Origin of the sequence: Halioglobus maricola, from assembly GCF_009388985.1 — a bacterium.
Classification (GTDB): Bacteria; Pseudomonadota; Gammaproteobacteria; order Pseudomonadales; family Halieaceae; genus Halioglobus; species Halioglobus maricola.
On record NZ_CP036422.1, the window covers coordinates 1633744 to 1652576 of the forward strand.

Annotated in this window: 18 protein-coding genes; 12 read left to right on the forward strand and 6 right to left on the reverse strand. The window is 57.1% G+C overall.

The window, feature by feature from the left end:
• The first annotated feature begins 73 nt into the window (after window positions 1–73).
• Together EY643_RS07345 and EY643_RS07350 are read left to right on the forward strand one after the other, a co-directional pair.
• Entirely contained in the window at window positions 74–1288 is a 1215-nt protein-coding gene (locus tag EY643_RS07345; protein ID WP_240732854.1) for a PP2C family protein-serine/threonine phosphatase, read from the forward strand.
• Window position 1289: 1 nt separating this feature from the next.
• The gene (locus tag EY643_RS07350) at window positions 1290–1769 is read left to right on the forward strand and encodes an STAS domain-containing protein (protein WP_152661589.1); all 480 of its coding nucleotides are present in this window, start codon (window positions 1290–1292) and stop codon (window positions 1767–1769) included.
• Here the strand turns inward: EY643_RS07350 and EY643_RS07355 are convergent, their stop codons facing one another.
• Both EY643_RS07355 and EY643_RS07360 read right to left on the reverse strand, forming a co-directional pair.
• Complete coding sequence (locus EY643_RS07355) at window positions 1770–3806, reverse strand: TonB-dependent receptor (RefSeq protein WP_170287315.1); 2037 nt, start codon at window positions 3804–3806, stop codon at window positions 1770–1772. It lies immediately after the preceding gene.
• 6 nt (window positions 3807–3812) lie between these two features.
• Window positions 3813–4241, reverse strand: coding sequence for a group II truncated hemoglobin (locus tag EY643_RS07360; protein WP_152661590.1), 429 nt, complete (start codon window positions 4239–4241; stop codon window positions 3813–3815).
• 93 nt (window positions 4242–4334) lie between these two features.
• On the opposite strand from EY643_RS07360, the gene EY643_RS07365 reads away from it, so the two are divergent.
• The 6 genes from EY643_RS07365 (at window position 4335) to EY643_RS07390 (ending at window position 8864) form a co-directional block, all read left to right on the forward strand.
• Entirely contained in the window at window positions 4335–5024 is a 690-nt protein-coding gene (locus EY643_RS07365) for a DUF6498-containing protein (RefSeq protein ID WP_152661591.1), read from the forward strand.
• Between the two features lie 54 nt (window positions 5025–5078).
• Window positions 5079–6182 carry a phosphoribosylaminoimidazolesuccinocarboxamide synthase gene (locus EY643_RS07370; RefSeq protein ID WP_152661592.1) on the forward strand — a complete coding sequence of 368 codons (1104 nt, stop codon included), beginning with the start codon at window positions 5079–5081 and terminating at the stop codon, window positions 6180–6182.
• A 16-nt stretch (window positions 6183–6198) separates the two neighbouring features.
• On the forward strand, window positions 6199–6948 hold the full coding sequence (locus EY643_RS07375) for a sulfite exporter TauE/SafE family protein (RefSeq protein ID WP_152661593.1): 750 nt from the start codon (window positions 6199–6201) through the stop codon (window positions 6946–6948).
• Window positions 6949–7062: 114 nt separating this feature from the next.
• Window positions 7063–7869 carry an enoyl-CoA hydratase-related protein gene (locus tag EY643_RS07380; protein WP_170287316.1) on the forward strand — a complete coding sequence of 269 codons (807 nt, stop codon included), beginning with the start codon at window positions 7063–7065 and terminating at the stop codon, window positions 7867–7869.
• 80 nt (window positions 7870–7949) lie between these two features.
• The gene (locus EY643_RS07385; RefSeq protein ID WP_152661595.1) at window positions 7950–8354 is read left to right on the forward strand and encodes a protein tyrosine phosphatase family protein; all 405 of its coding nucleotides are present in this window, start codon (window positions 7950–7952) and stop codon (window positions 8352–8354) included.
• A 12-nt stretch (window positions 8355–8366) separates the two neighbouring features.
• The gene (locus EY643_RS07390; protein WP_152661596.1) at window positions 8367–8864 is read left to right on the forward strand and encodes a cyclic nucleotide-binding domain-containing protein; all 498 of its coding nucleotides are present in this window, start codon (window positions 8367–8369) and stop codon (window positions 8862–8864) included.
• Between the two features lies 1 nt (window position 8865).
• On the opposite strand, the gene EY643_RS07395 is transcribed toward EY643_RS07390, so the two are convergent.
• Window positions 8866–10824 carry a DUF3604 domain-containing protein gene (locus EY643_RS07395; protein ID WP_152661597.1) on the reverse strand — a complete coding sequence of 653 codons (1959 nt, stop codon included), beginning with the start codon at window positions 10822–10824 and terminating at the stop codon, window positions 8866–8868.
• Between the two features lie 102 nt (window positions 10825–10926).
• Complete coding sequence (locus EY643_RS07400) at window positions 10927–13203, reverse strand: TonB-dependent receptor (RefSeq protein WP_152661598.1); 2277 nt, start codon at window positions 13201–13203, stop codon at window positions 10927–10929.
• 93 nt (window positions 13204–13296) lie between these two features.
• Here EY643_RS07400 and EY643_RS07405 point away from each other — a divergent pair, with 93 nt between their 5' ends.
• The gene (locus tag EY643_RS07405; protein WP_152661599.1) at window positions 13297–14010 is read left to right on the forward strand and encodes an NUDIX hydrolase; all 714 of its coding nucleotides are present in this window, start codon (window positions 13297–13299) and stop codon (window positions 14008–14010) included.
• 1 nt (window position 14011) lies between these two features.
• Window positions 14012–14662 carry a cytochrome b/b6 domain-containing protein gene (locus tag EY643_RS07410; RefSeq protein WP_152661600.1) on the forward strand — a complete coding sequence of 217 codons (651 nt, stop codon included), beginning with the start codon at window positions 14012–14014 and terminating at the stop codon, window positions 14660–14662.
• A 21-nt stretch (window positions 14663–14683) separates the two neighbouring features.
• On the opposite strand, the gene EY643_RS07415 is transcribed toward EY643_RS07410, so the two are convergent.
• Window positions 14684–15163 (reverse strand): c-type cytochrome, encoded by a 480-nt coding sequence (locus tag EY643_RS07415; RefSeq protein WP_152661601.1) that lies wholly within the window; start codon window positions 15161–15163, stop codon window positions 14684–14686.
• A 196-nt stretch (window positions 15164–15359) separates the two neighbouring features.
• On the opposite strand from EY643_RS07415, the gene EY643_RS07420 reads away from it, so the two are divergent.
• Window positions 15360–17075, forward strand: coding sequence for an FAD-dependent oxidoreductase (locus tag EY643_RS07420; RefSeq protein WP_152661602.1), 1716 nt, complete (start codon window positions 15360–15362; stop codon window positions 17073–17075).
• A 116-nt stretch (window positions 17076–17191) separates the two neighbouring features.
• On the forward strand, window positions 17192–17905 hold the full coding sequence (locus EY643_RS07425) for a formyl transferase (protein ID WP_152661603.1): 714 nt from the start codon (window positions 17192–17194) through the stop codon (window positions 17903–17905).
• Here the strand turns inward: EY643_RS07425 and EY643_RS07430 are convergent.
• Window positions 17899–18819, reverse strand: coding sequence for a hypothetical protein (locus tag EY643_RS07430; protein ID WP_152661604.1), 921 nt, complete (start codon window positions 18817–18819; stop codon window positions 17899–17901). The two genes, EY643_RS07425 and EY643_RS07430, sit on opposite strands and share 7 nt — an antisense overlap.
• Between the last annotated feature and the right edge of the window lie 14 nt (window positions 18820–18833).

Below are 18833 nucleotides of genomic sequence, written 5' to 3' on the forward strand. Positions count from 1 at the left end.
CTCGATCCAGCGCGTCGAAAACTGTGAAATCCTGCCAAAACTGGTCTGTTGCCTGTCCCCGGTGATGGGCGTAGTGTCCACAGCAATCTCACGTAAAAAAGTCCACATGGAATCCTCCGGAACCGCCCTAGTCGTAGACCACGATGAAACCCGCGTCACCGCCCTCGCCACCCTGGTGAAAGAGTTGGGTTTTGAGCCTGTCGTTCATACCACCGCAGTTGGCGCGCGCGAGTTTCTCCACCAGCGGCCAGACCTGGATGTGATTGTTTGCGAACTGGACATGGAGGGGCTTACCTGGGATACAGCTCGTCGCTCACTCCCCGAGTTAGACGTGCAGATCCCTATTATCCTGATTAGCGACGAGGCCCGCGCGGATGCCATGATGACGGCCCTGCGCTGGGGCGCGAGTGATTTTTTTGTTCGCCCGCTGGATGATATCGAGGCCTTGGAACGGTCGTTGGGACGCTGTCGGCGGCAACGCCAGGTGCGCCGTGAACTGGAACAGTCTCGCCATAGCCTGGAGGCGGCCAATACCGAGCTGCGCGGCACCATCAAGGTGCTCGAACAGGACCAGCAGGCCGGGCGCCAGGTGCAGATGCGCATGCTGCCTTCTACCCCGATGGTGCTTGGCGACTACGTTTTCAGCCATACGGTGATTCCTTCACTCTATCTGAGCGGTGATTTCACTGACTATTTCACCGTGGGTGACCGGCATGTTACGTTTTTCATGGCGGACGTTTCCGGCCATGGCAGTTCCTCCGCGTTTGCCACTGTGCTGCTGAAGAATCTCTTTGCACGAAAGCGCTCAGATTTGCTGCGCAAAAATGATGAGACAATTTACAGCCCCGTAGCGATGCTGAAGCGGGCCAATCTTGAGCTCATGGATCTGGAAGTCGGCAAGTTCGCTACCATGGTGGTCGGCGTGATCGACACTGAGGCGAATACCCTTCGCTACAGCGTGGCAGGGCATCTGCCTCAGCCTGTACTGGTTTGCAGGGAAGGGGCCAGGTATCTGCGCGGCGAGGGCTCCGCGGTGGGTATTATGGAAGACGCTCACTACGAGGAACACCTGATCGATCTTCCCGATAGCTTTATGCTGGCCTTGTTTTCTGACGGTATTCTCGAGATCCTGCCACCGAAGAATCTGATCGAAAAAGAGAAATACTTTATCGGCGTCTTTGAGGAGACCGCCGACTCACCGGAAGAACTGGTAACACGCCTCGGCCTGGATCGGGTGGAAACCGCCCCCGATGACATCGCAGCCCTGTTTATCAGCAAGCGCGACTGAGATGGACGGAAGAATTCTCGCAGCCAGCCACGACGGTGCATATGTGATTCGTATGACCGGCGATGTGCGCTTGACCCTGTGCACCACCATCGATGAGTACTTCCAGAAAATGTTTGCCGACCCCGGCTTTACCAGTGTCTGGGTTGACCTGTGTGAGGCAGAGGGTATCGACAGTACGACTCTGGGTTTGCTCGCTAAACTCGCCATCAAAGTGCAGGATAAGTACGGTTTTCAACCCGCGATTTTTTCCTGCGAACCCGGCATCAACCGTCTGCTAAAGAGTATGGGGTTTCAGCGCCTGTTTGACCTGCGCGAGGAGTCCTGTGCCAGCCCGGAGAACATTCACGAGATTCCCCAGGTAACAGGGAGTGAAGACTCGGTGAAAGACAAGGTGATTGAAGCGCACCGTGTCCTCATGGGCCTTTCTGAAGAGAATCAGGCCAGGTTCAAAGACCTCATCGTTGCCCTCGAACGAGGCTGATTATAGCAAGCTGAAACTAAGCTCGGCGTAGATACCTCGCGGTTCTCCCACGAAATAGCGATAGCTGCCGAAGCCGAAATCGGCCCGTTCAGCGTAATCCTCATCCAGAACGTTAGTCATGCGCAGGGCGCCTGACCATCTGTCGTCGAAGCGCGAAGTCACACGTAAGTTCACCAGCTGATGGCCATCGTACTTGTGCTCATTATCAGGTTCCAGATAGTGCGAGCCCAGATAGATCCACTCCATTTCAGCGGTGCTGTCGTCACTAAAGTGCCACCCAAGGCGGGCACTGCCGGTGTGACGCGGCGCTGTATCTATGTCATTGCCCTTGATATCGCCACTGGAACCGATCAGTTCGCTAGCGCTGTCGTAGCGGTGGCGAGCGTAGGACGCTGCACCGTTGAAATACCAGTTTTCAGCGAAGGCGTAGTCCAGTGATACTTCCACGCCCTGGTGTTCGGTGCTGGCTCCGCTCACGTTCTGGCGGTCTGCATCCTGGAAAATCACATCATCTTTTGCCATGTGATACACAGAAGCGCTGTACTCGAGCTTCTCGAAAGCGATACCGCGCAGGCCAATTTCTATACTGTCGAGTTCTTCCTGATCGAGATCCGCAACTTGCTGGCCCGATTGCAGGCGATAGAGCTCGTTGGCCTGAGGCGCGCGGAAACCCCTGGCGAGGCGCAGATAGGCGCTGTGATCGTCGCGCCACTGGTAATTAGCCCCTGCATTTAATGACAGGCCGGTGAAGTCATCGTCGCGGTCAGCGGGGCGGTAGAAGCGGCAGGCGCTTGCCTCCGGGGCACAAGCAGAGCCGTCTCCCGTGCGATTGTCATAGTCATAGCCGTTGTATTCCAGGCGCGCACCGGCAGAAAGTTCGAGGCGTCCCTGAGTCCAGCTACCCTGGCTGAACAGCGCTGCGGTGAGTGCGTCTACCTGGTAGTCATAATGTACCCCAGCGGGCTGATTAGGGCTGAATTCTTCAGCCTGGGTTTCCTTGAGCCACCCGTCGGTGTAGTCCAGATCAACCCCGTATGCCCAGCGCCAGCGGTCGAAATCGCTGTGCACGGCAGCCTGTAGGCCGAGGCTGGTATGGCCGTTTTCCTCTCCCGGCTGCCAGGGCAGGAAGTGCATCAGGAATTCCATCTCGTTGTCGCGCAGGTAAGGGGTGAGTGTCAGGGTGCTGTTCGCGTCCAGCACTTTGCTCATCCGACTGTACGCGCGCAGTGAGCGTGCATCCCTGTAGGCTTCGGGATTGGGGTTGGTGTCCTTGAGATCCTCGTCCTCATAGGCTTTGTAGCCAGTGATGAACCCCGCCGTTTCCTGATTCAGGTTGGCGTAGTCAATGACTGTGGTGATATTCCAATCCTGACCACTGTAGTCATCTCGCAAGCTGAGCTTCTGTTGGTCGAAACCTGAGTCGTCTTTGTAGCCGCCGTCGCTGGTGCCGTTGAAGCTGACACCGACACGGTGCGCTCCAAACCCGCCAGCGTAGCGGTACTTGCCGCGATAGTAGTCGTGCGGCCCGGCCTCCAGGCTGACGTTGTGTTCGTCTTCCGTCGGTGCTTTGCTGAGTATGTTGATCACGCCGTGCATGGCATTGGAGCCAAAGAGCGCGGTGCCGGGCCCCTTGATCACTTCGATCGCGCCGGCTTGTTCAGTGTTGGCATCGAACAGCTGGTTTACATTGCAGAAACCCGGGGCACGCAGCCCGATATTGTCTGCAGCCATATAGAACGCGCCGCAGCTGCCCGCGCCGGTGAGTACCGGAGAACGCAGTGATGTGAGGCTTTCCTGACCGTTGCCACGGCTGATCCAGGCGCCTGGGACACGTTGCATTAACTCGTTGATGTGGACCTGGCCGGTGAGCGCGATAGAGTCACTGTCGATTTTGTCCCAGCTGAGCGGCAGCAGTGCCGCCGGCTCTTCGATGCGTGTTGCTGTGACCAGTACCTGTTCTTCGACGAGTTCCTGAGCGCTCCCAAGGGCGGGCATGCAGAGCAGCGCAACTGCGAGCCGCGGTAAGTGGTTTTTCATAGGATCTCAGTGTGAAGCAATAATATTGGGATCAGAGGCCGCGGCTGCCGGGCCCTCGCGGTTGCGCACGGCGTCTGCCACGCGAAACATCGGTTCTTTGAGCATTTGCGTCAGCGCTTCCGAGGCCCCGGTGCGCTCTAGTGCCAGGTCCATACAGTGCAACCATTGGTCTCGTTCTTCCGGCCCGATATGGTAGGGCTCGTGCGGGTCTGTCATGCAGACAGTGCCGTGTTTGTCGGCATAGAGCGGTGGCCCGCCCATCCAGCCAATCAGATACTCAGCGAGTTTTTCCTTCATCGGTGCCAGGTCTGCGGCGTGCATGGCGCGCAGGCTGGCCAGTTCTGGTAACTCATCCATGATGTCGTAAAAGGCGCCGGTAAGTTCGCGGATGCCGGGTTCTCCCATGATCTGGAATGGGGTTTGAGCTTGGTTCATTGTGGTTCTTCCTTCCGGGCCGTGGAAAGCATGGCCCTTGTTGCGCTATTTTAACCCGTACCACGGCACTGTGTTAGACCCCTCGGAGCATAGATGAGCCTGTTTGAATCAGAGAATGATTACTATTTTGGACGGCGCCGGCAAATCAGCCTTATAGCGCTTGTTCTTGTGAACTTGCTGCCGCTGGCCGGCGTTCTCTGGTTTTCCTGGGATGCGGCGGCTTTGATGCTGCTCTATTGGGCAGAGAATCTCATTCTGGGTTTCTACACCTTGAGTAAAATGCTGGTGGTTTCACCTGTTGGCGGTTTGTTCAGCGGTACGTTTTTTCTGATTCACTATGGCGGGTTCTGTGGTGTTCACGGGATGTTTATTCTGCTGTTCATGTTCGAAGGCGATTTTTCGCCGTTTCCTGGCAACGCCGAAACATGGCCCCTGTTCTTTGTGTTCCCCCAGATTCTGTTCAATGTGACTCGCGAGGTGTTTGCCATCGCGCCGGCCCAGTGGGTGTTGGCATTTACAGCGCTCTTTATCAGTCATGGCATTTCTTTTGTGTTCAACTTCCTGATGGGCCCCGAGCGAGAGTTGGCGAACACCAAAGCCCTGATGGGCGAGCCATACGGCCGTATCGTGGTATTGCATATTGCCATCATTGTCGGTGGTATGGGCACAATGGCACTGGGTGAACCCCTGCTAATGTTGTTGGTTCTGGTGGGTTTGAAACTGGCCATGGATGTCGGCTTACACCTGAGAACCCATCGCAAGGCCTCGCCGCATCCGGTTTAGCTCTGGTAGAATTGCAGCCCGCAGTAACTTTCATATAACGGGTGGATATACGTCTTGAGTCTCGCTCAATCAGTCATGGCTGTTAACAACGATCTTCCGATTCGCACAGGCGCGCCCGTGCATAGCGGCAAGGTTCGCTCCGTGTATTGGCTCACCGCTGACGACAGTGCTCGGCTTGTCAGCGAGCGCAGCTACGATGTGCCTGCAGATGCACCACTGGCCATTATGGTTATCTCTGACCGTATCTCTGCCTTCGATTGCATCTGGCAGGGCGAGGGCGGTATGGCTGGCGTGCCCGGCAAGGGCGCGGCGTTGAATGCGATTTCCAACCATTGGTTTGAGTGCTTCCGACAACAGGGCTTGGCAGACAGCCACATTCTCGAAATTCCCCATCCGCTGGTCTGGATCGTGCAAAAGGCCAGACCGGTGATGATTGAAGCCATCGCTCGTCAGTACATTACTGGCTCTATGTGGCGTTCCTATGCCAATGGTGAGCGCGAGTTTTGCGGAATCCAAATTCCCGATGGTCTGGAGAAAGACCAGAAATTGCCAGAGTTGCTGATCACGCCCTCGACCAAGGGGATCCTCGAGGGTATTCCAGGTGTGCCCGCTGTGGACGATGTGAATATCACGCGCGCCGATATTGAGCGGAATTTCGAGGCGTTCAATCTGCGTTCTGCCGCAGACGTCGATCTCTATGAGAAGTTGCTGACAGAGGGTTTCAACTTGATCAGCGCCAAGCTGGCGGCCCTTGATCAGATCTTCGTCGACACCAAGTTTGAGTTTGGCTATGTCACTGACAAGGCAGGGAACGAGAAGCTGATCTACATGGATGAAGTGGGCACGCCTGATTCATCTCGTATCTGGGACGGCCCGGCGCAACGTGAGGGGCGAGTGGTCGAAAATTCCAAGGAAGGCTTCCGTCAATTGCTGCTTAATCACTTCTCCGATCCGGATATTCTACTTAACAAGGACCGTATGCCGGAGCGTATTGCGCTGGCTGCCGACAACGAGTTGCCGGCAGACGTGCTGATGCAGGTGTCTGCAACCTATACTGGGATTGCCGAGAAAATCGTGGGCCAGCCCATCGAGATTTCTGCCAATCCCAAAGCTGAAATTATCAGCGTTCTGCGCGACGAGTTTGGCCTGATCGAATGATCCTGACACTGTTGCGATGCTGACCGACCCCACTTTCTATCTGGTCAGCATTCCGGCAGTGCTGCTTTACGGAATTTCCAAGGGCGGCTTTGGTGGGTCCGTTGCCGTACTATCGGTGCCCCTGATGGCACTGCTTATGCCGCCGACCCAGGCCGCCGCAATCATGCTGCCTATTCTCGTGGTCATGGATTTTCTCGTGGTGCGCACCTACTGGGGGCATTTCGACCGGCAGGCACTGAAGTTGCTCCTGCCTGGCGCTATTGTCGGAATATTGCTCGGCTACCTCACCGCGGATGCCATGAATGACGACTACATGAGAATCATGGTTGGGGGGATATCGCTGGTCTTTGGGCTGCAGAGTCTCGTTGCCTTGAAAACCGGTGTCCAGCGGGGCCACAACGCGATTGCTGGCAGCCTGTTCGGCTCTGTCGCTGGTTTCACCAGTTTCAGCATTCATGCCGGCGGCCCGCCCTTTACCATGTACTTGATGCCCAAGGGTTTGCACCCTCTGCTTTTTGCTGGAACCGCAGGGATTTTTTTCGCCGTGGTCAATGTAGTGAAGCTTGTTCCCTATGCCTATCTCGGGCAGTTTAGCAGTGACAACCTCCTGTATTCGCTGGTGTTGGTGCCGTTGGCGCCGTTGGGCGTGCGGGTCGGGCACTATCTCGTCAAACGCTCAGAGCCCGGCCTGTACTATCGCGTGATCAGCTTCTTTCTGCTTGTGGTCGGCGGCAAGCTTTTGTGGGAAGGCATTACCGGCCTTTAGGCCATTTGGCGCAGAGTACTTTTTCTCAAGGGCAGAAGAATTGGCCCCGTTAGGCATGGCGCGGCACTCACTCTGGGCCTAATGTGTGTTGCAACTGACGTCAGGAACACCACCATGAGCGCTATTCTTTTCGAGAAACGCGGCCATCAGGCCTGGATCACACTCAATCGCCCCGAGGCAAAAAACACCCTTAACGGCGAGGCCTTCGTCGGCCTGGCAGATGCCTGGGACGAGGTGCGCGCAGATGACAATATACGTGTTGCGGTGGTTACCGCAGCAGGCGAGCAGGACTTTTGCTGCGGCGGCGATCTCGGTGATGTCATTCCTTTGTGGACAGGTACCCGCGAAGCGGCAACGCCTCTGGAGGAACGGCTCAAAAATGATCCGCTCATTTCGGATAAGGTCATGCTCAAGGGTGAACCGCTGTATAAACCGGTGATTTCTGCGATTAACGGCCGAGCTCTCGGTGGCGGTACCGAACTTGTTCAAGCGACGGATATTCGGCTTGCTGCCGATCACGCGCAGTTCGGCCTACCCGAGCCCAAGTTGGGTATCGTCCCAGGTGCCGGTTCCATGGTGCGGCTCACCAGGCAGTTGCCCTGGGCGCATGCGATGAAAATTCTTCTAGGGGGCGCCCCGGTCTCCGCGCAGGAGGCGTTGGCAATGGGGCTTGTGTCAGAGGTGCTTCCCATCGGCGAGTTGCTGGCGAGGGCGGAGCACTATGCCGAGGTTGTCAGCGCCCAGGCGCCCCTCGCGCTGCAGGCAATCAAGCGCACAGCGTTGGAGACACACACTCAGCCCTGGGCCGAGGCCTTCCAGTTTGAAATGGGGCAGGCGGCCGAGGTGATGATGAGCAAGGATGCGCGGGAGGGTACTAAAGCGTTCCGCGAAAAACGTACCCCGGACTTCAAGGGGCAGTAGGGTTTTTGCCAGGCAGGCTCCTGTCGCGCGACTAGCGCTGTACTCCTGCCTCTGCTATAACGCCTCCAACGGAGGTACGAATGAACGTATACAAACTTTCCCAGACGATCGGCGTGGCGGGGCAGATTCGCCCAGAAATTGTTCCCCAGATTGCAGAGGCAGGGTATAAGGTCCTGATCAACAATCGGCCCGATGGTGAGGAACCCGGCCAGCCGAGCAGTGCCGAGATCGCTGCAGCGGCCGAAGCGGCGGGGCTTGAGTATCATTATATGCCGGTCACCGCGATGGATTTCCCAGGCTCAAGCGTCGAGCAGATGGCGGATTTTTTCGATGACGAAGACCGGCCTGTGTTCGCATTTTGCAGAACCGGCACGCGCTGCACCAATTTGTGGGTGGTGACCCGCGATAGCGATGACCAGGACTCAGCTGCTGCGCATGCTCGTGGCATCGGTTTTGACCTGGGCATGGCGGCTCGGGTTATCTAGGACAGCGCTGGCGTGGACGTCCGTTCCGGAGCTGAAATTCTTGAGCAATTCGGGCTCGCCTACTTTCAGGAACTCGCGACCTTTGGCGCCCTGTCTGACGCCGCAATAGAAACCCTGCTCACCCAGGGCGAAATTCATTTTCTTGCCAAAGGCGAGAAAGTGGAGCGCTTCGGAGAGCCCGCCGAGGACTTTCAGGTAGTTCTCACGGGAAAGACCGCGTTCTACAAGCGCGGTGATACCTGTGAGGTGCTTACCCGCTACTTCTGCCCTGGCGATCAATTGGGTTTCGACCTGATGATCGGTTTGATTCCGCACAACGGTACCGATGTCGCAGTGGAGGACACACTGTGGCTCACCATCGACAAGGCACTGTTCTCACGCATGCACGCGGAGCATCCGGCGGATTTCGGGTTGCTGATGATCAATCTTTCGCGGGAATTGTCCCGCGAGATAGCGATTCTTGAGGACGTGTTAGTGGGTGCCGGTGAAGACACCCAGGTGGCGGGCTAGTTCAGCTTGCCGGGGTGTACCAGATAGGCGAACTCCACGCGCGCTCCTGAATGACCTTCTTGTGATCTGCTGAGCAGCAATTCTGAAGCCCTTCGGGGACCGATGCCGGGTCATCGCAACGTACACCTGCATCTGCACATATCTGCTGGCTCCAGCGACAGGTAGGGTTCTCCAGAACGCGGGTGTAATAGAACGATTGTGCCTCCGGGTTGAAATCATCGTCTTGCCAGACGCTGCATAATTGGGCGTGTCCAGAGCCACTGGTTTCGCAGGTGTTGATGTCAACGGCTGCATCGTTATCGCCCCCGGCGACGTCCAGAACTTTCTCGTGTAGTTCCCCGTCTTCATACCAGCCCTTGATTAACTGCAGTCGCTGCAGCGGCATACCCGGGTATTCTTCAGTGCCCGCGTCGGCTACGGCCGAGACGATGAAGCGTGGTGAGGTGTTGCCGGCGGCAGGGCTCTTCAGGTCGCCTCCCATGGGTACACCGCCATTGTAGCCCTGGGCGACCATGTCAGGTGCGCCACAGGCGTCCTCCGGGTAATCCCAGCCGCCGAAGAAACGCAGAATCGGGCGGGTGCCGCTGGTGGCGTAGGCCTCGCGTCGTTGCATGGCTGCGAACAAGGAATCCCGGGTGTTCTCCTCTGCGTAGAGGACAGCAAGGCCCCCGGGGCCGTACTCCAATTCGTCCGGCAGACCAACCGGTACACCGTCGCCAGCGCCCATGCCCGCGCCACCGTGGCCAGGATGATTTTTTTCCATCGCCAGGCCAGGCGCGGCGATATGGGTATCGGTGCTGGACACCAGGCCAAACTTGAAGCTGTTGACGCCGAGTTCTTCTTGCTGCTGTAAACCTTTCTTGAGCGCGTAGCGGAGGAAGTTCGACTGCTCTGGCGGTTTGGTGACCGGGCGATCTTCCTCGGGGGCAAGGTTTGCTATTAGCTCCATGGGCTTTCCGCCGGGGGTGCCGGAGTCTTTCCCGCCAAAGGTGTCGTAGTTGAGTTTTTCGAAATCGCAGTATTCGTCTTCGGACCACACCGGCAATCGGCTGTCACATTCGGAAGAACCTTTGTGCTGCATCACTTCGAACAGAGTGTTCCAGCGAGCGCGACGCTGTGCTTCGGCCCGGCTGACTGGCCCCTCTGGCACCGTAGAGTTTTCCACTCTTGCGGTTTCGAACATGAGGCCACCGCTCAGGTTGGAGTTGTGCGGAATCACGACCGCGTCACAGCCCGGCTTGTCCAACAGACACTCTTTGTCGAGGTAGTCCCATAGATCCACCTGCGACGGTGATTCGATCCAGGACAAAGCGCGATCGGGGACAATGTCATTTTTGAAGACCACGTTGTGGTGCAGGTTCTGGCCCGAGCCTACGGATGCCGTCCATTCATAGGCGACAAAGCTGGTGAAGCTGCAGTCCGAGCTTCGGTCGTAGGCGTCCTCGGCGGCCTGTTGCACATCCAACCAGGTATTGGCTGCTTGTTGCATGCATATTTCATTGTCGTCACCACACATGCCCCAGCGGAACTTGGCGCTTAGGCCGGTCGCAGCAAGTGTCGCAAATGTTGTGCTGGGTATGTAGCGATGCAGCATACATACGGGGTGCCAGTAGCCGGGGGAACCCTCGACATTGCACATACGCATCTCACCCATAAATTCTGAGTGATCGGTGACTGCAGTGAAGTCCAGAGGGCGGTCGATCTGGATCTGGCGCAATGGTTGATTGTTTTCGTCATAGGGTTTGATACCCAGGGGTTCGCCCTTGGCAAAGCGATAAGCCGCGTCGGGTTTGTTGCGGGTGTCCTGAGAGCGAGCGTCGAATGACCAGGCGGTGTGCACATGAGTGTCGCCGAAGTGTGGGCGGCGAAGTGGATCGTGATTGTCGCAGGGTTGCGCGATTGCGCCTTGTGCAGAGATCGAGAGCAGAAAGGCACTGGCGATTGTGGCGTGGAGGCGCATAGAATTTACCGAACGTCGCTTATGGTTATTGAAGGCACAGGGTTCCAGTTTTCGCCGCGTTTGGCAAAGTCATCGGTATTGCAAGTTGGACCCGGACGAAAATTAGTACGAGTAGCTTATATCGAGGCCCCAGCTCCGTGGTTCACCCCAGTAAATGGCGCGGCTTGCATGCGGCAGGTTGTCGATTGAGAAAGTGACATACTCTTCGTCCAGCGCATTTTTCAGCCACGCTGAAACGGTCAGTTCGCCGGCAGGCATGGGAATTGAGTTTAGAGAGAGCCGCGCTCCGAGCAGCGAATAGGCATCCATGCGTAAATTGGCATCCTGCTTCTTGCGCGCGTCAACGTAACTTCCGTTCAAGTGCAGCGCCCATTCGCCCCAGCCGGTTTGTGCAAGGCGGTAATCTACACCAAAACTGGCGCTGTTGTTGGGCGCGTTGTCGAAGTAGAAGGAGCGTGCTGCGCCGGTGAAGGGATCTGAGATGTCATCGATGTCGGTGTCGAGATAGGCGTAACTGAGCCGAGCGAGAAGATTGGCGCTCAGGAAAGTAGTGAGCTCGAGCTCCACGCCAGACAGTTTGGCGCTGCCGCTATTGAAAACCCGCGTATCCGAAATGCTGTTGGGCAGCAGAAAGTTGAGCTGCATGTCCTCAATGTCGGAGTAAAACAAAGCCGCGTTGAGGCGCAGGGCGCGCTCCAGCCACTCGGCTTTCACACCGACCTCTGCTGTGCGATTGATCTCTTCATCGAAGCCCTCAGCGAAATATTCCGGGCTGGGGTCGCGGGTGTTGAAGCCGCCGCTTTTGTAGGCTTCGACCAGCTTGCCATAGAGCCGGGTGTTGTCGTTCCAATCGTATTCAGCGATGAAGCTGAAAGCGTGATTATCGAAGTCTTCTTCTGCCGTTGAGGCAAAGTCGATACTCTCGAAGGGGCCGAGAACGAAGTCGCCGAAGTCGACATAATTGTCCTGCCTGAACAGGCGGGAGGCCTCCCGTTTATCGCGCGAGTAGCGCCAGCCGACTGATAAATGCCAGCGCTCGCTTAACGGCCAGGTGGCCTGGCTATATACCGCCATAGCGCGGTTTTCGATGCGGTTGTCCTCGGCTCGAATGTTTACCGCCAGGGCCTCGTCACCCGTCTCGATGATCGGGAAGCTGAATATGTGGTGCAGGGGGAACCAGTTTTCGCGTGCTTCTTCGGTAAAATAGTAGAGCCCGGCAACGACATCCACGCCTTGCCACTGGCCGAGCAGCTGTAGTTCCTGCGAGAATTGATCCTGTTCTATCCGCGTGCGCACACTGTTGTATTGCTGGAGATCATTGCCCAGCGAGATGGCGGAAAAGTCTACCCGGTACTCCTCACTGGCACCGCTGGCAAAATCGATATAGCTGAGGTCTTCCAGCTCGCGCCAGGCCGTGATCGACTTAAGTGTGAACAGGGGTAGTTCCCAGCGCAGGGAGATGGCGTGACCTTCGATATCGGTGTCTGTGGGCAGTAGCGGCACACTGGTGGCGAGTGCTTCGAGACGCTTATCGCTATAGGTGACAAAGCGTTGTGAACTGAGAATGGCCGCGTCGGCGGGGGTTCCGGACGGCACACCCGGGGTCACGGCCTGGGGCGTATAGTTGAAGGTCTCCAGGCGGGATTTGTCCCAGCTGTAGTTCAGGTCTATTGTCTCGTTCGCTTGCCAGCGCCAGTCAAATCGATAGGCCTCACCACGATAGTCGCCAAAACCACCACCGGGGCCGTTGTTGTCGATGAAGCCGTCCTCGCGGTGGCCCAGTGCCGCCAATTTGATGGCGTGTTGCTCGCCCAATGGCAGGTTGATGCTGGCCTTGGCAAAGCGTCGGTCACGGTCGCCTGTGCCGAGCTCTGCGTTCATGGCAAGGGCCTGAGAATCCGGGCGCGTGGTGATCATATTCAATGCGCCACCGGTGGTGTTGCGACCATAGAGCGTGCCCTGGGGGCCACGCAATACCTCTATTCGCTCCAGGTCAGCGACGTCGGTAGCAAGCCCGGTAGAGCGCGCCAGATAGACGCCATCCAGGTAGACGCCCACGGCGGGGTCCTGGGTGATCTGGACGTCGGTAATGCCGAGGCCTCGAATAAACAAACGCAGGGTTTGCTGGCTGGAGGGGAACCGATCTATCACGAAGTTGGGCACCTGGGCCTGGATGTCGTCCACGCCGCTGATGCCGAGATTGCGAAGTGAATCCTGCTGAAATGTCACCAGCGAGAGCGGCGTCTCCTGGGCGGACTGCTCGATAAATTGTGCAGTGACGATAACTTCTTCGAGCGCCGGTTGCGGCAAGCCGGCCACAGCGGCGGGCGAGGTGGTTAGTACGGTCAATCCAAGGCTGAGGGCGGTGGCCAGTCGCATACGCTGATTCTTATAGTGATGGCAGGCACTTTAGCACAGCGCTGTGGCCAGCTGGTACACTGTCTCGGCTCTGCGACCAAGGATCCATGCAGTATGAATCAAGGCCCCGAAATTCGACCCGCCAGCACTGTTATTCTTCTACGCGATAGTAATGAGGGTATTGAGACTCTGTTGCTCAAGCGCAATAAGGCGCTGGTCTTTGCCGGCGGTTTCTGGGTATTTCCTGGCGGCAGCCTGGACCCGGAAGATCTGGCGCATGCCGGCGGTGACCAGGAGGCGGCATCCCGCATAGCGGCGGCGAGGGAGGCGCACGAAGAGTGTGGCCAGCAACCTCTGCCTGAAGACATGATTCTGCTCAGTCACTGGACCACACCTGAGGCCGAACCTCGGCGCTTCGCCACCTGGATCTATGCTGCGCCTTTGCGCAACGATGAGGAGGTAAAAATTGACGGCGGAGAGATCCACGACCATCGCTGGCTAACGGTGAGCACCGCCTTGGAAGAGCACCGCCACGGGAACCTGGCGATGCTCCCTCCCACCTGGATGACGTTGATCACAGTCGGGCGATACACCAATGTCGCAGAGTTTATTGAGGGGGAACGCGAGAGCCCGGTTCCCTATGTACTGCCGGTACTCTGTTCGCACGAGGACAAAATGGTCGCACTCTATCAGGGGGATGCTGGCTATGACGCTGCAGACCCTTCCCAGCAAGGGGCTCGTCATCGCGCCCAGTGGCGTGACGATGGCTGGGACTATGCCTACGAAGGTGTGAGCGACGAGTTTCCACCTCTGCTTGAGCAGGTCTGATATGCATCCACTATGGGATATTCCAACCCGGCTGTTTCACTGGTCTGTGGTCATTCTGCTTGGTGTCGCCTGGTGGAGCGGTGAGAACGAGCGTCTGGATATTCACGAATGGGTGGGCCTGACCCTGATCACTCTGGTTGGCTTTCGCCTTATCTGGGGGGTTGTCGGCAGTGTTCACTCGCGATTCAGTGACTTTGTCACCGGGCCAGGCAAGATTCTTGCGTATTTAAAAGGGGAGGGGAGCCCTACACCCGGCCACAACCCGCTCGGCGCGTGGTCTGTGCTGGCCCTGCTGGCGCTGATTCTGCTGCAGGCGGTGAGTGGACTGTTCAACACCGACGATATTTTCTATAACGGCCCCCTTTATTACGCGGTGGACAGTGATATTCGGGACACCATGGGCGCCATTCATGAGTGGGCTTTCACTGTCCTGCAGGGCCTCGTGGCCTTGCATATTGCGGTTGTTCTCTACCATCAGTTGGTGAAGAAAGACGGCATGATTCGCGCGATGTTTACTGGAGTTGCGCCACAGCGCAGCGGGCAGAAGGCCCCCGTGGCCTGGTGGTGGGCACTGATCGCGGTCGCGATAGTGGCGGGCGCATTGTGGTGGGGGCTCGAGCAGGCGCCCGGCCCCCCGCCGTCCCTCTGGTGAGGGAGCGGCTTCAGCCCGGTTTCAGTACAGGTATTCCTTGGACTTGTACTCGTCGTGACAGCTTTTGCAGCTCTTGCCTGCAGCACCGGCTGCTGCGCCGATCGCTTTTTTGTCACCTGACTCAGCGGCAGTAGAAAGCGATGCCAGGGCTTCGCGCATGTCGTTCAGCTTGGCCGTGAAATCGTCCTTATTCTCCCAGATTCCGGGTTTGGCGCGAGTCGTGCCCTTGTCCGTGCCGGGGGCAAATGCGCGGCCTACGTCCATGCTGCCCAGTGCGCCCAGTTCCGATGCGAACATTTTGACCTTGGCATCGTCCCACTCCATTTCACCTTTGAGCATCTTGCCGATAGGGCCGAAGTTCATGGCAACGAGGTTGAAGTAGGATTGGCGATATGCCTGCATGGGCTCATCGGTATCCATGTGGGCCGTCACCTGAACGGATGCGGCTAATACGGTAGCGCCGGCGACGGCGAGTAGGGTGTTGCGAGCGGTACGTTTCATTGAAGTTTCCCTGTCTGAGTGGAAGCGATGATCCAGTGTATGCAATTCCAACACCAGCGGGCAAGATATCTATAGTTGAACCGCAGCCTTCACAGCGACCAACAATTTAAACCTGTCCTACTAAAAGCTAGCTTGCCCCTCATTGCCAGCGCCGCGCTGGGATACCATGGCGCTATTACCAGATGAGGAATGTGCAATGAGCACAGAACAGCAGTGGGATCACAGTTTTGATGTTGTGGTCGTAGGTTCCGGCAATGGCGGCATGACCGCCGCGCTCTGTACCTATGAAATGGGTACCGAAGATGTGCTCGTGATTGAAAAGGCGGATCTCTACGGTGGCACCAGCTCGATATCCGGTGGTGGTGTGTGGATTCCTGGCAACCGCTACGCGCGCGAAGCGGGCGCGGAGGATTCCGCGGCCAAGGCCAAGACCTACCTGCGCCAGCTGATCACCGAAGAGGCAGTGCCCGAATACCAGCTGGACGCTTTCCTGGAAAATGGCCCCAAAATGGTCGACTTTCTGCATGAGCGCACCAGGGTGCGCTACGAGACGCTGGAGCACTACCCCGACTACTACACCAATCTTGATGGTGCGATGGACGGTCACCGTTCCATGGAGCCCACCACGTTTGATGCCAGTGAGTTGGGCGACGAGTGGCGCAATCTTCGGCGCACTCACCCGATGATGCACATCGGTGGACGTATCGGTATTACCCAGGTCGAGGCCGCAGTATTTGTCGGCCAACAGCCGGGTTGGATGAAGATGGCTGGCAAACTCATGCTGGACTACATTCTCGATATCCCCTGGCGCCTGAAAGACAAGTTCCACCGCAGGCTGGCGACGGGCTGTGCGGGCGTGGCCCGCCTGCGCGCCTCCATGCAGGACCGCGATATGCCGCTGTGGCTGGGCACCAGTATGAAGAGCCTGATTCAGGAAGATGGCCGCGTGGTCGGCATGGAAGTAGAGCGAGAGGGCAAGATTCTCCGTATTCAGGCGCGCAAAGGTGTGGTGCTCGCAGCCGGTGGCTTTGAGCACAACCAGGAAATGCGTGAGAAGTACTTGCCCACACCCACTGATCACAACTGGAGTGCGGGCACCCTGGATAACACCGGCGACGCTCATCAGGAGGGCTTGCGCCTCGGTGCCAAAATGCATCGGCTGAACGAGGCCTGGTGGTGCAATACGATTTCCCCGCCGGGCGAGGAAATTCCGCGCCTGAGCATTATGGAGAAGTCCTACCCGGGTTCTATTGTTGTGAATCCGGCAGGCGAGCGCTTCAGCAATGAATCCCAGAATTACATGACGTTCCAGTTGGAGACTTTTGCCAAGCACACGGTAGAGAACCCGACCTATCCAACCTGGCAGGTATTCGATGCCGATTTTCGGGCCAAGTACTTTGTCGGCCCGATCTATACCAGCCAGCTAATGCCCGATTTTCTGGTGCCGTGGAAGCGCTATGAAGAAGAGAACTTCATGGCAAAGGCCGATACCATTCGCGAACTCGCGGCGAAGATCTCCGTTGATGCTGACGGCCTCGAGAAAACCGTGGCAAAAATGAATCAGTACGCCAGCGCGGGGGTGGACGATGAACTGCATCGGGGGGAATCAGCCTACGACCGCTATTATGGCGACCCCCGAAATGAACCGAACCCCTGCCTTGGGCCCGTCAAGAAAGCACCTTATTACGCTGTGCGCGTAGACCCGGGCGATTTCGGTACCCAGGGCGGTATGGTGATTACGGCCAATGCTGAAGTGGTTCACGAGGACGGTACAGTCATCCAGGGACTTTACGCCTGTGGTAACTGCAGCGCGCCGACGTTGCCATGCTATCCCGGCCCTGGTTCGACCCTGGGCCCGTCCATGACCTTTGGCTATCAGGCCGCCAAAGCGATCACCGGCTACACGGATTGAGTGCAACGCCGCGTTGAATCGCAGATCAGTTCACCGTTAGAAACGCCTCCATAGAGGCGTTTTTTATGCCTTTTGAATGTATGCTTGAGCATTCGAAAAGCCAAGGATCTTACGCGATGAAATTAGTGATTCTTTCGAATCATGATGTTGCCAGCTACCATGCGCTCAGCCTGTTGCTGCCGCGTCTGCAAGAGCACGAAATACAGCTGATGCTTTCATCAGCGGTGGGAGGCAAGAAGCGTCGAGCCCAGCCGCTGGAAGATCTCAAAGCCATCGAGCAAGACATCAGTTTCGATGCCCTGAAGCCTTTGATCGCCGGTGAAGCGATAGTTGAGAATGCAATCAATGCTGAAGCCGCGGTCGCGAACATGCAGGCGCTGGCCCCCGACCTGATCATCTCTATTCGCTATGGCGGAATCCTGAAAAATGACATTATCAGCATACCCCGCTGTGGTGTGATTAACCTGCACTCGGGGAAATTACCCGAGTATCGCGGAGTGATGGCTACGTTCTGGGCCATGTTGAATGGCGAGAATGAGATAACAGCGACACTGCACTATATTAGTGACGGCACCATTGATACCGGGGGTGTGATTGCTGAGGCTGCCGTGGCAGTTAACTATCAGGCCTCGTATCTGGAGAATGTGCTCAGCGTCTATCCGGGTGGCTGCAAGCTGATTTGTGATGCGGTGGAAGCCTTTGCCCGAGGTGAGGCCCTGGAGGGCAAGATCCAGCAGGGAGACGGTGGTTATTACACGTTTCCTGAAGAAAGTGACCTGGCGGCGTTTTCAGCCAAAGGTCTCAGCTTGTTTACTGCCGAGACTCAGTAGTTGTAGTTGAATACCAGGCTAAGTCCGTTGGCGTCTTCGCCCACCAGGACCAGCACGCCGGCTGCGTAGCGGTCTATGCCCAGCGACATCCCCGCCTCAAAGTAGTGATTGAAACCGAGTTCGTCGCGGTTTTCGCCCAGAAAGTGAGTGCTGCCCAGATGCCCGATCAGATAAACAGGGCGGCCGCTCTCGAGGTGGTGAATGTTCCGGCTGACATCGAGAAGGAAAATCGCCGCACCACTGTCGTCGGCAAAGCCGGCGAATTCGTCGGACTCACTAAAGCTGTCGATATAGCTGTAGGTCAGGTGGGCAACGCCCTTCACCCGGTACGGGCCGTGATTCTCGTCGTAGCGCAACGCCCCGTGGGCTCTGTATAGCGCGGCATCGGTCTCCCAGTTGAAAAGTTTGCCATTGGCTATGGGCAGAATTACCTCCTCATAGAGTGGCTCCGAGAATGAAGTTTCATTTTCGAGGCGAGCCCAACCAACGCTGGCGCCGCCTGAGAGGGAAAATCCATTGCTGAATGGGAAGACCAGACCGGCCTCCAGCAGGCCATTGTAACTCGTCCATTCGGACTCGATCTCGGAGGGCAGGTCGGGAAAGAGCGCCACTTCGCCTTCCAGTGAATAGACCGCGTACCCGGCACTGGCCTGCAAGTACCAGCGCGTATCTTTACCCGCAATGTCGAACTCCTGATAGTAGGGAATGTGCAGGGCGTTCAGGTCATTGTCAGTGACATAGTCTTCACCGGAATCAATATCTACTCCCGAGACTGAAATCTCTGGCTGGGCTACGACGCTGAGCAAGTGGGCATAGCCGCCACCCAGTTGCTTGACGTCCGTTAGCTGGGCATAGCTGTGCTGTGCCGCGATTAGCGCCGCAACAGTTGCGGTAATGTGGATTATTCTGCGCATGGTGTGCACGAAAG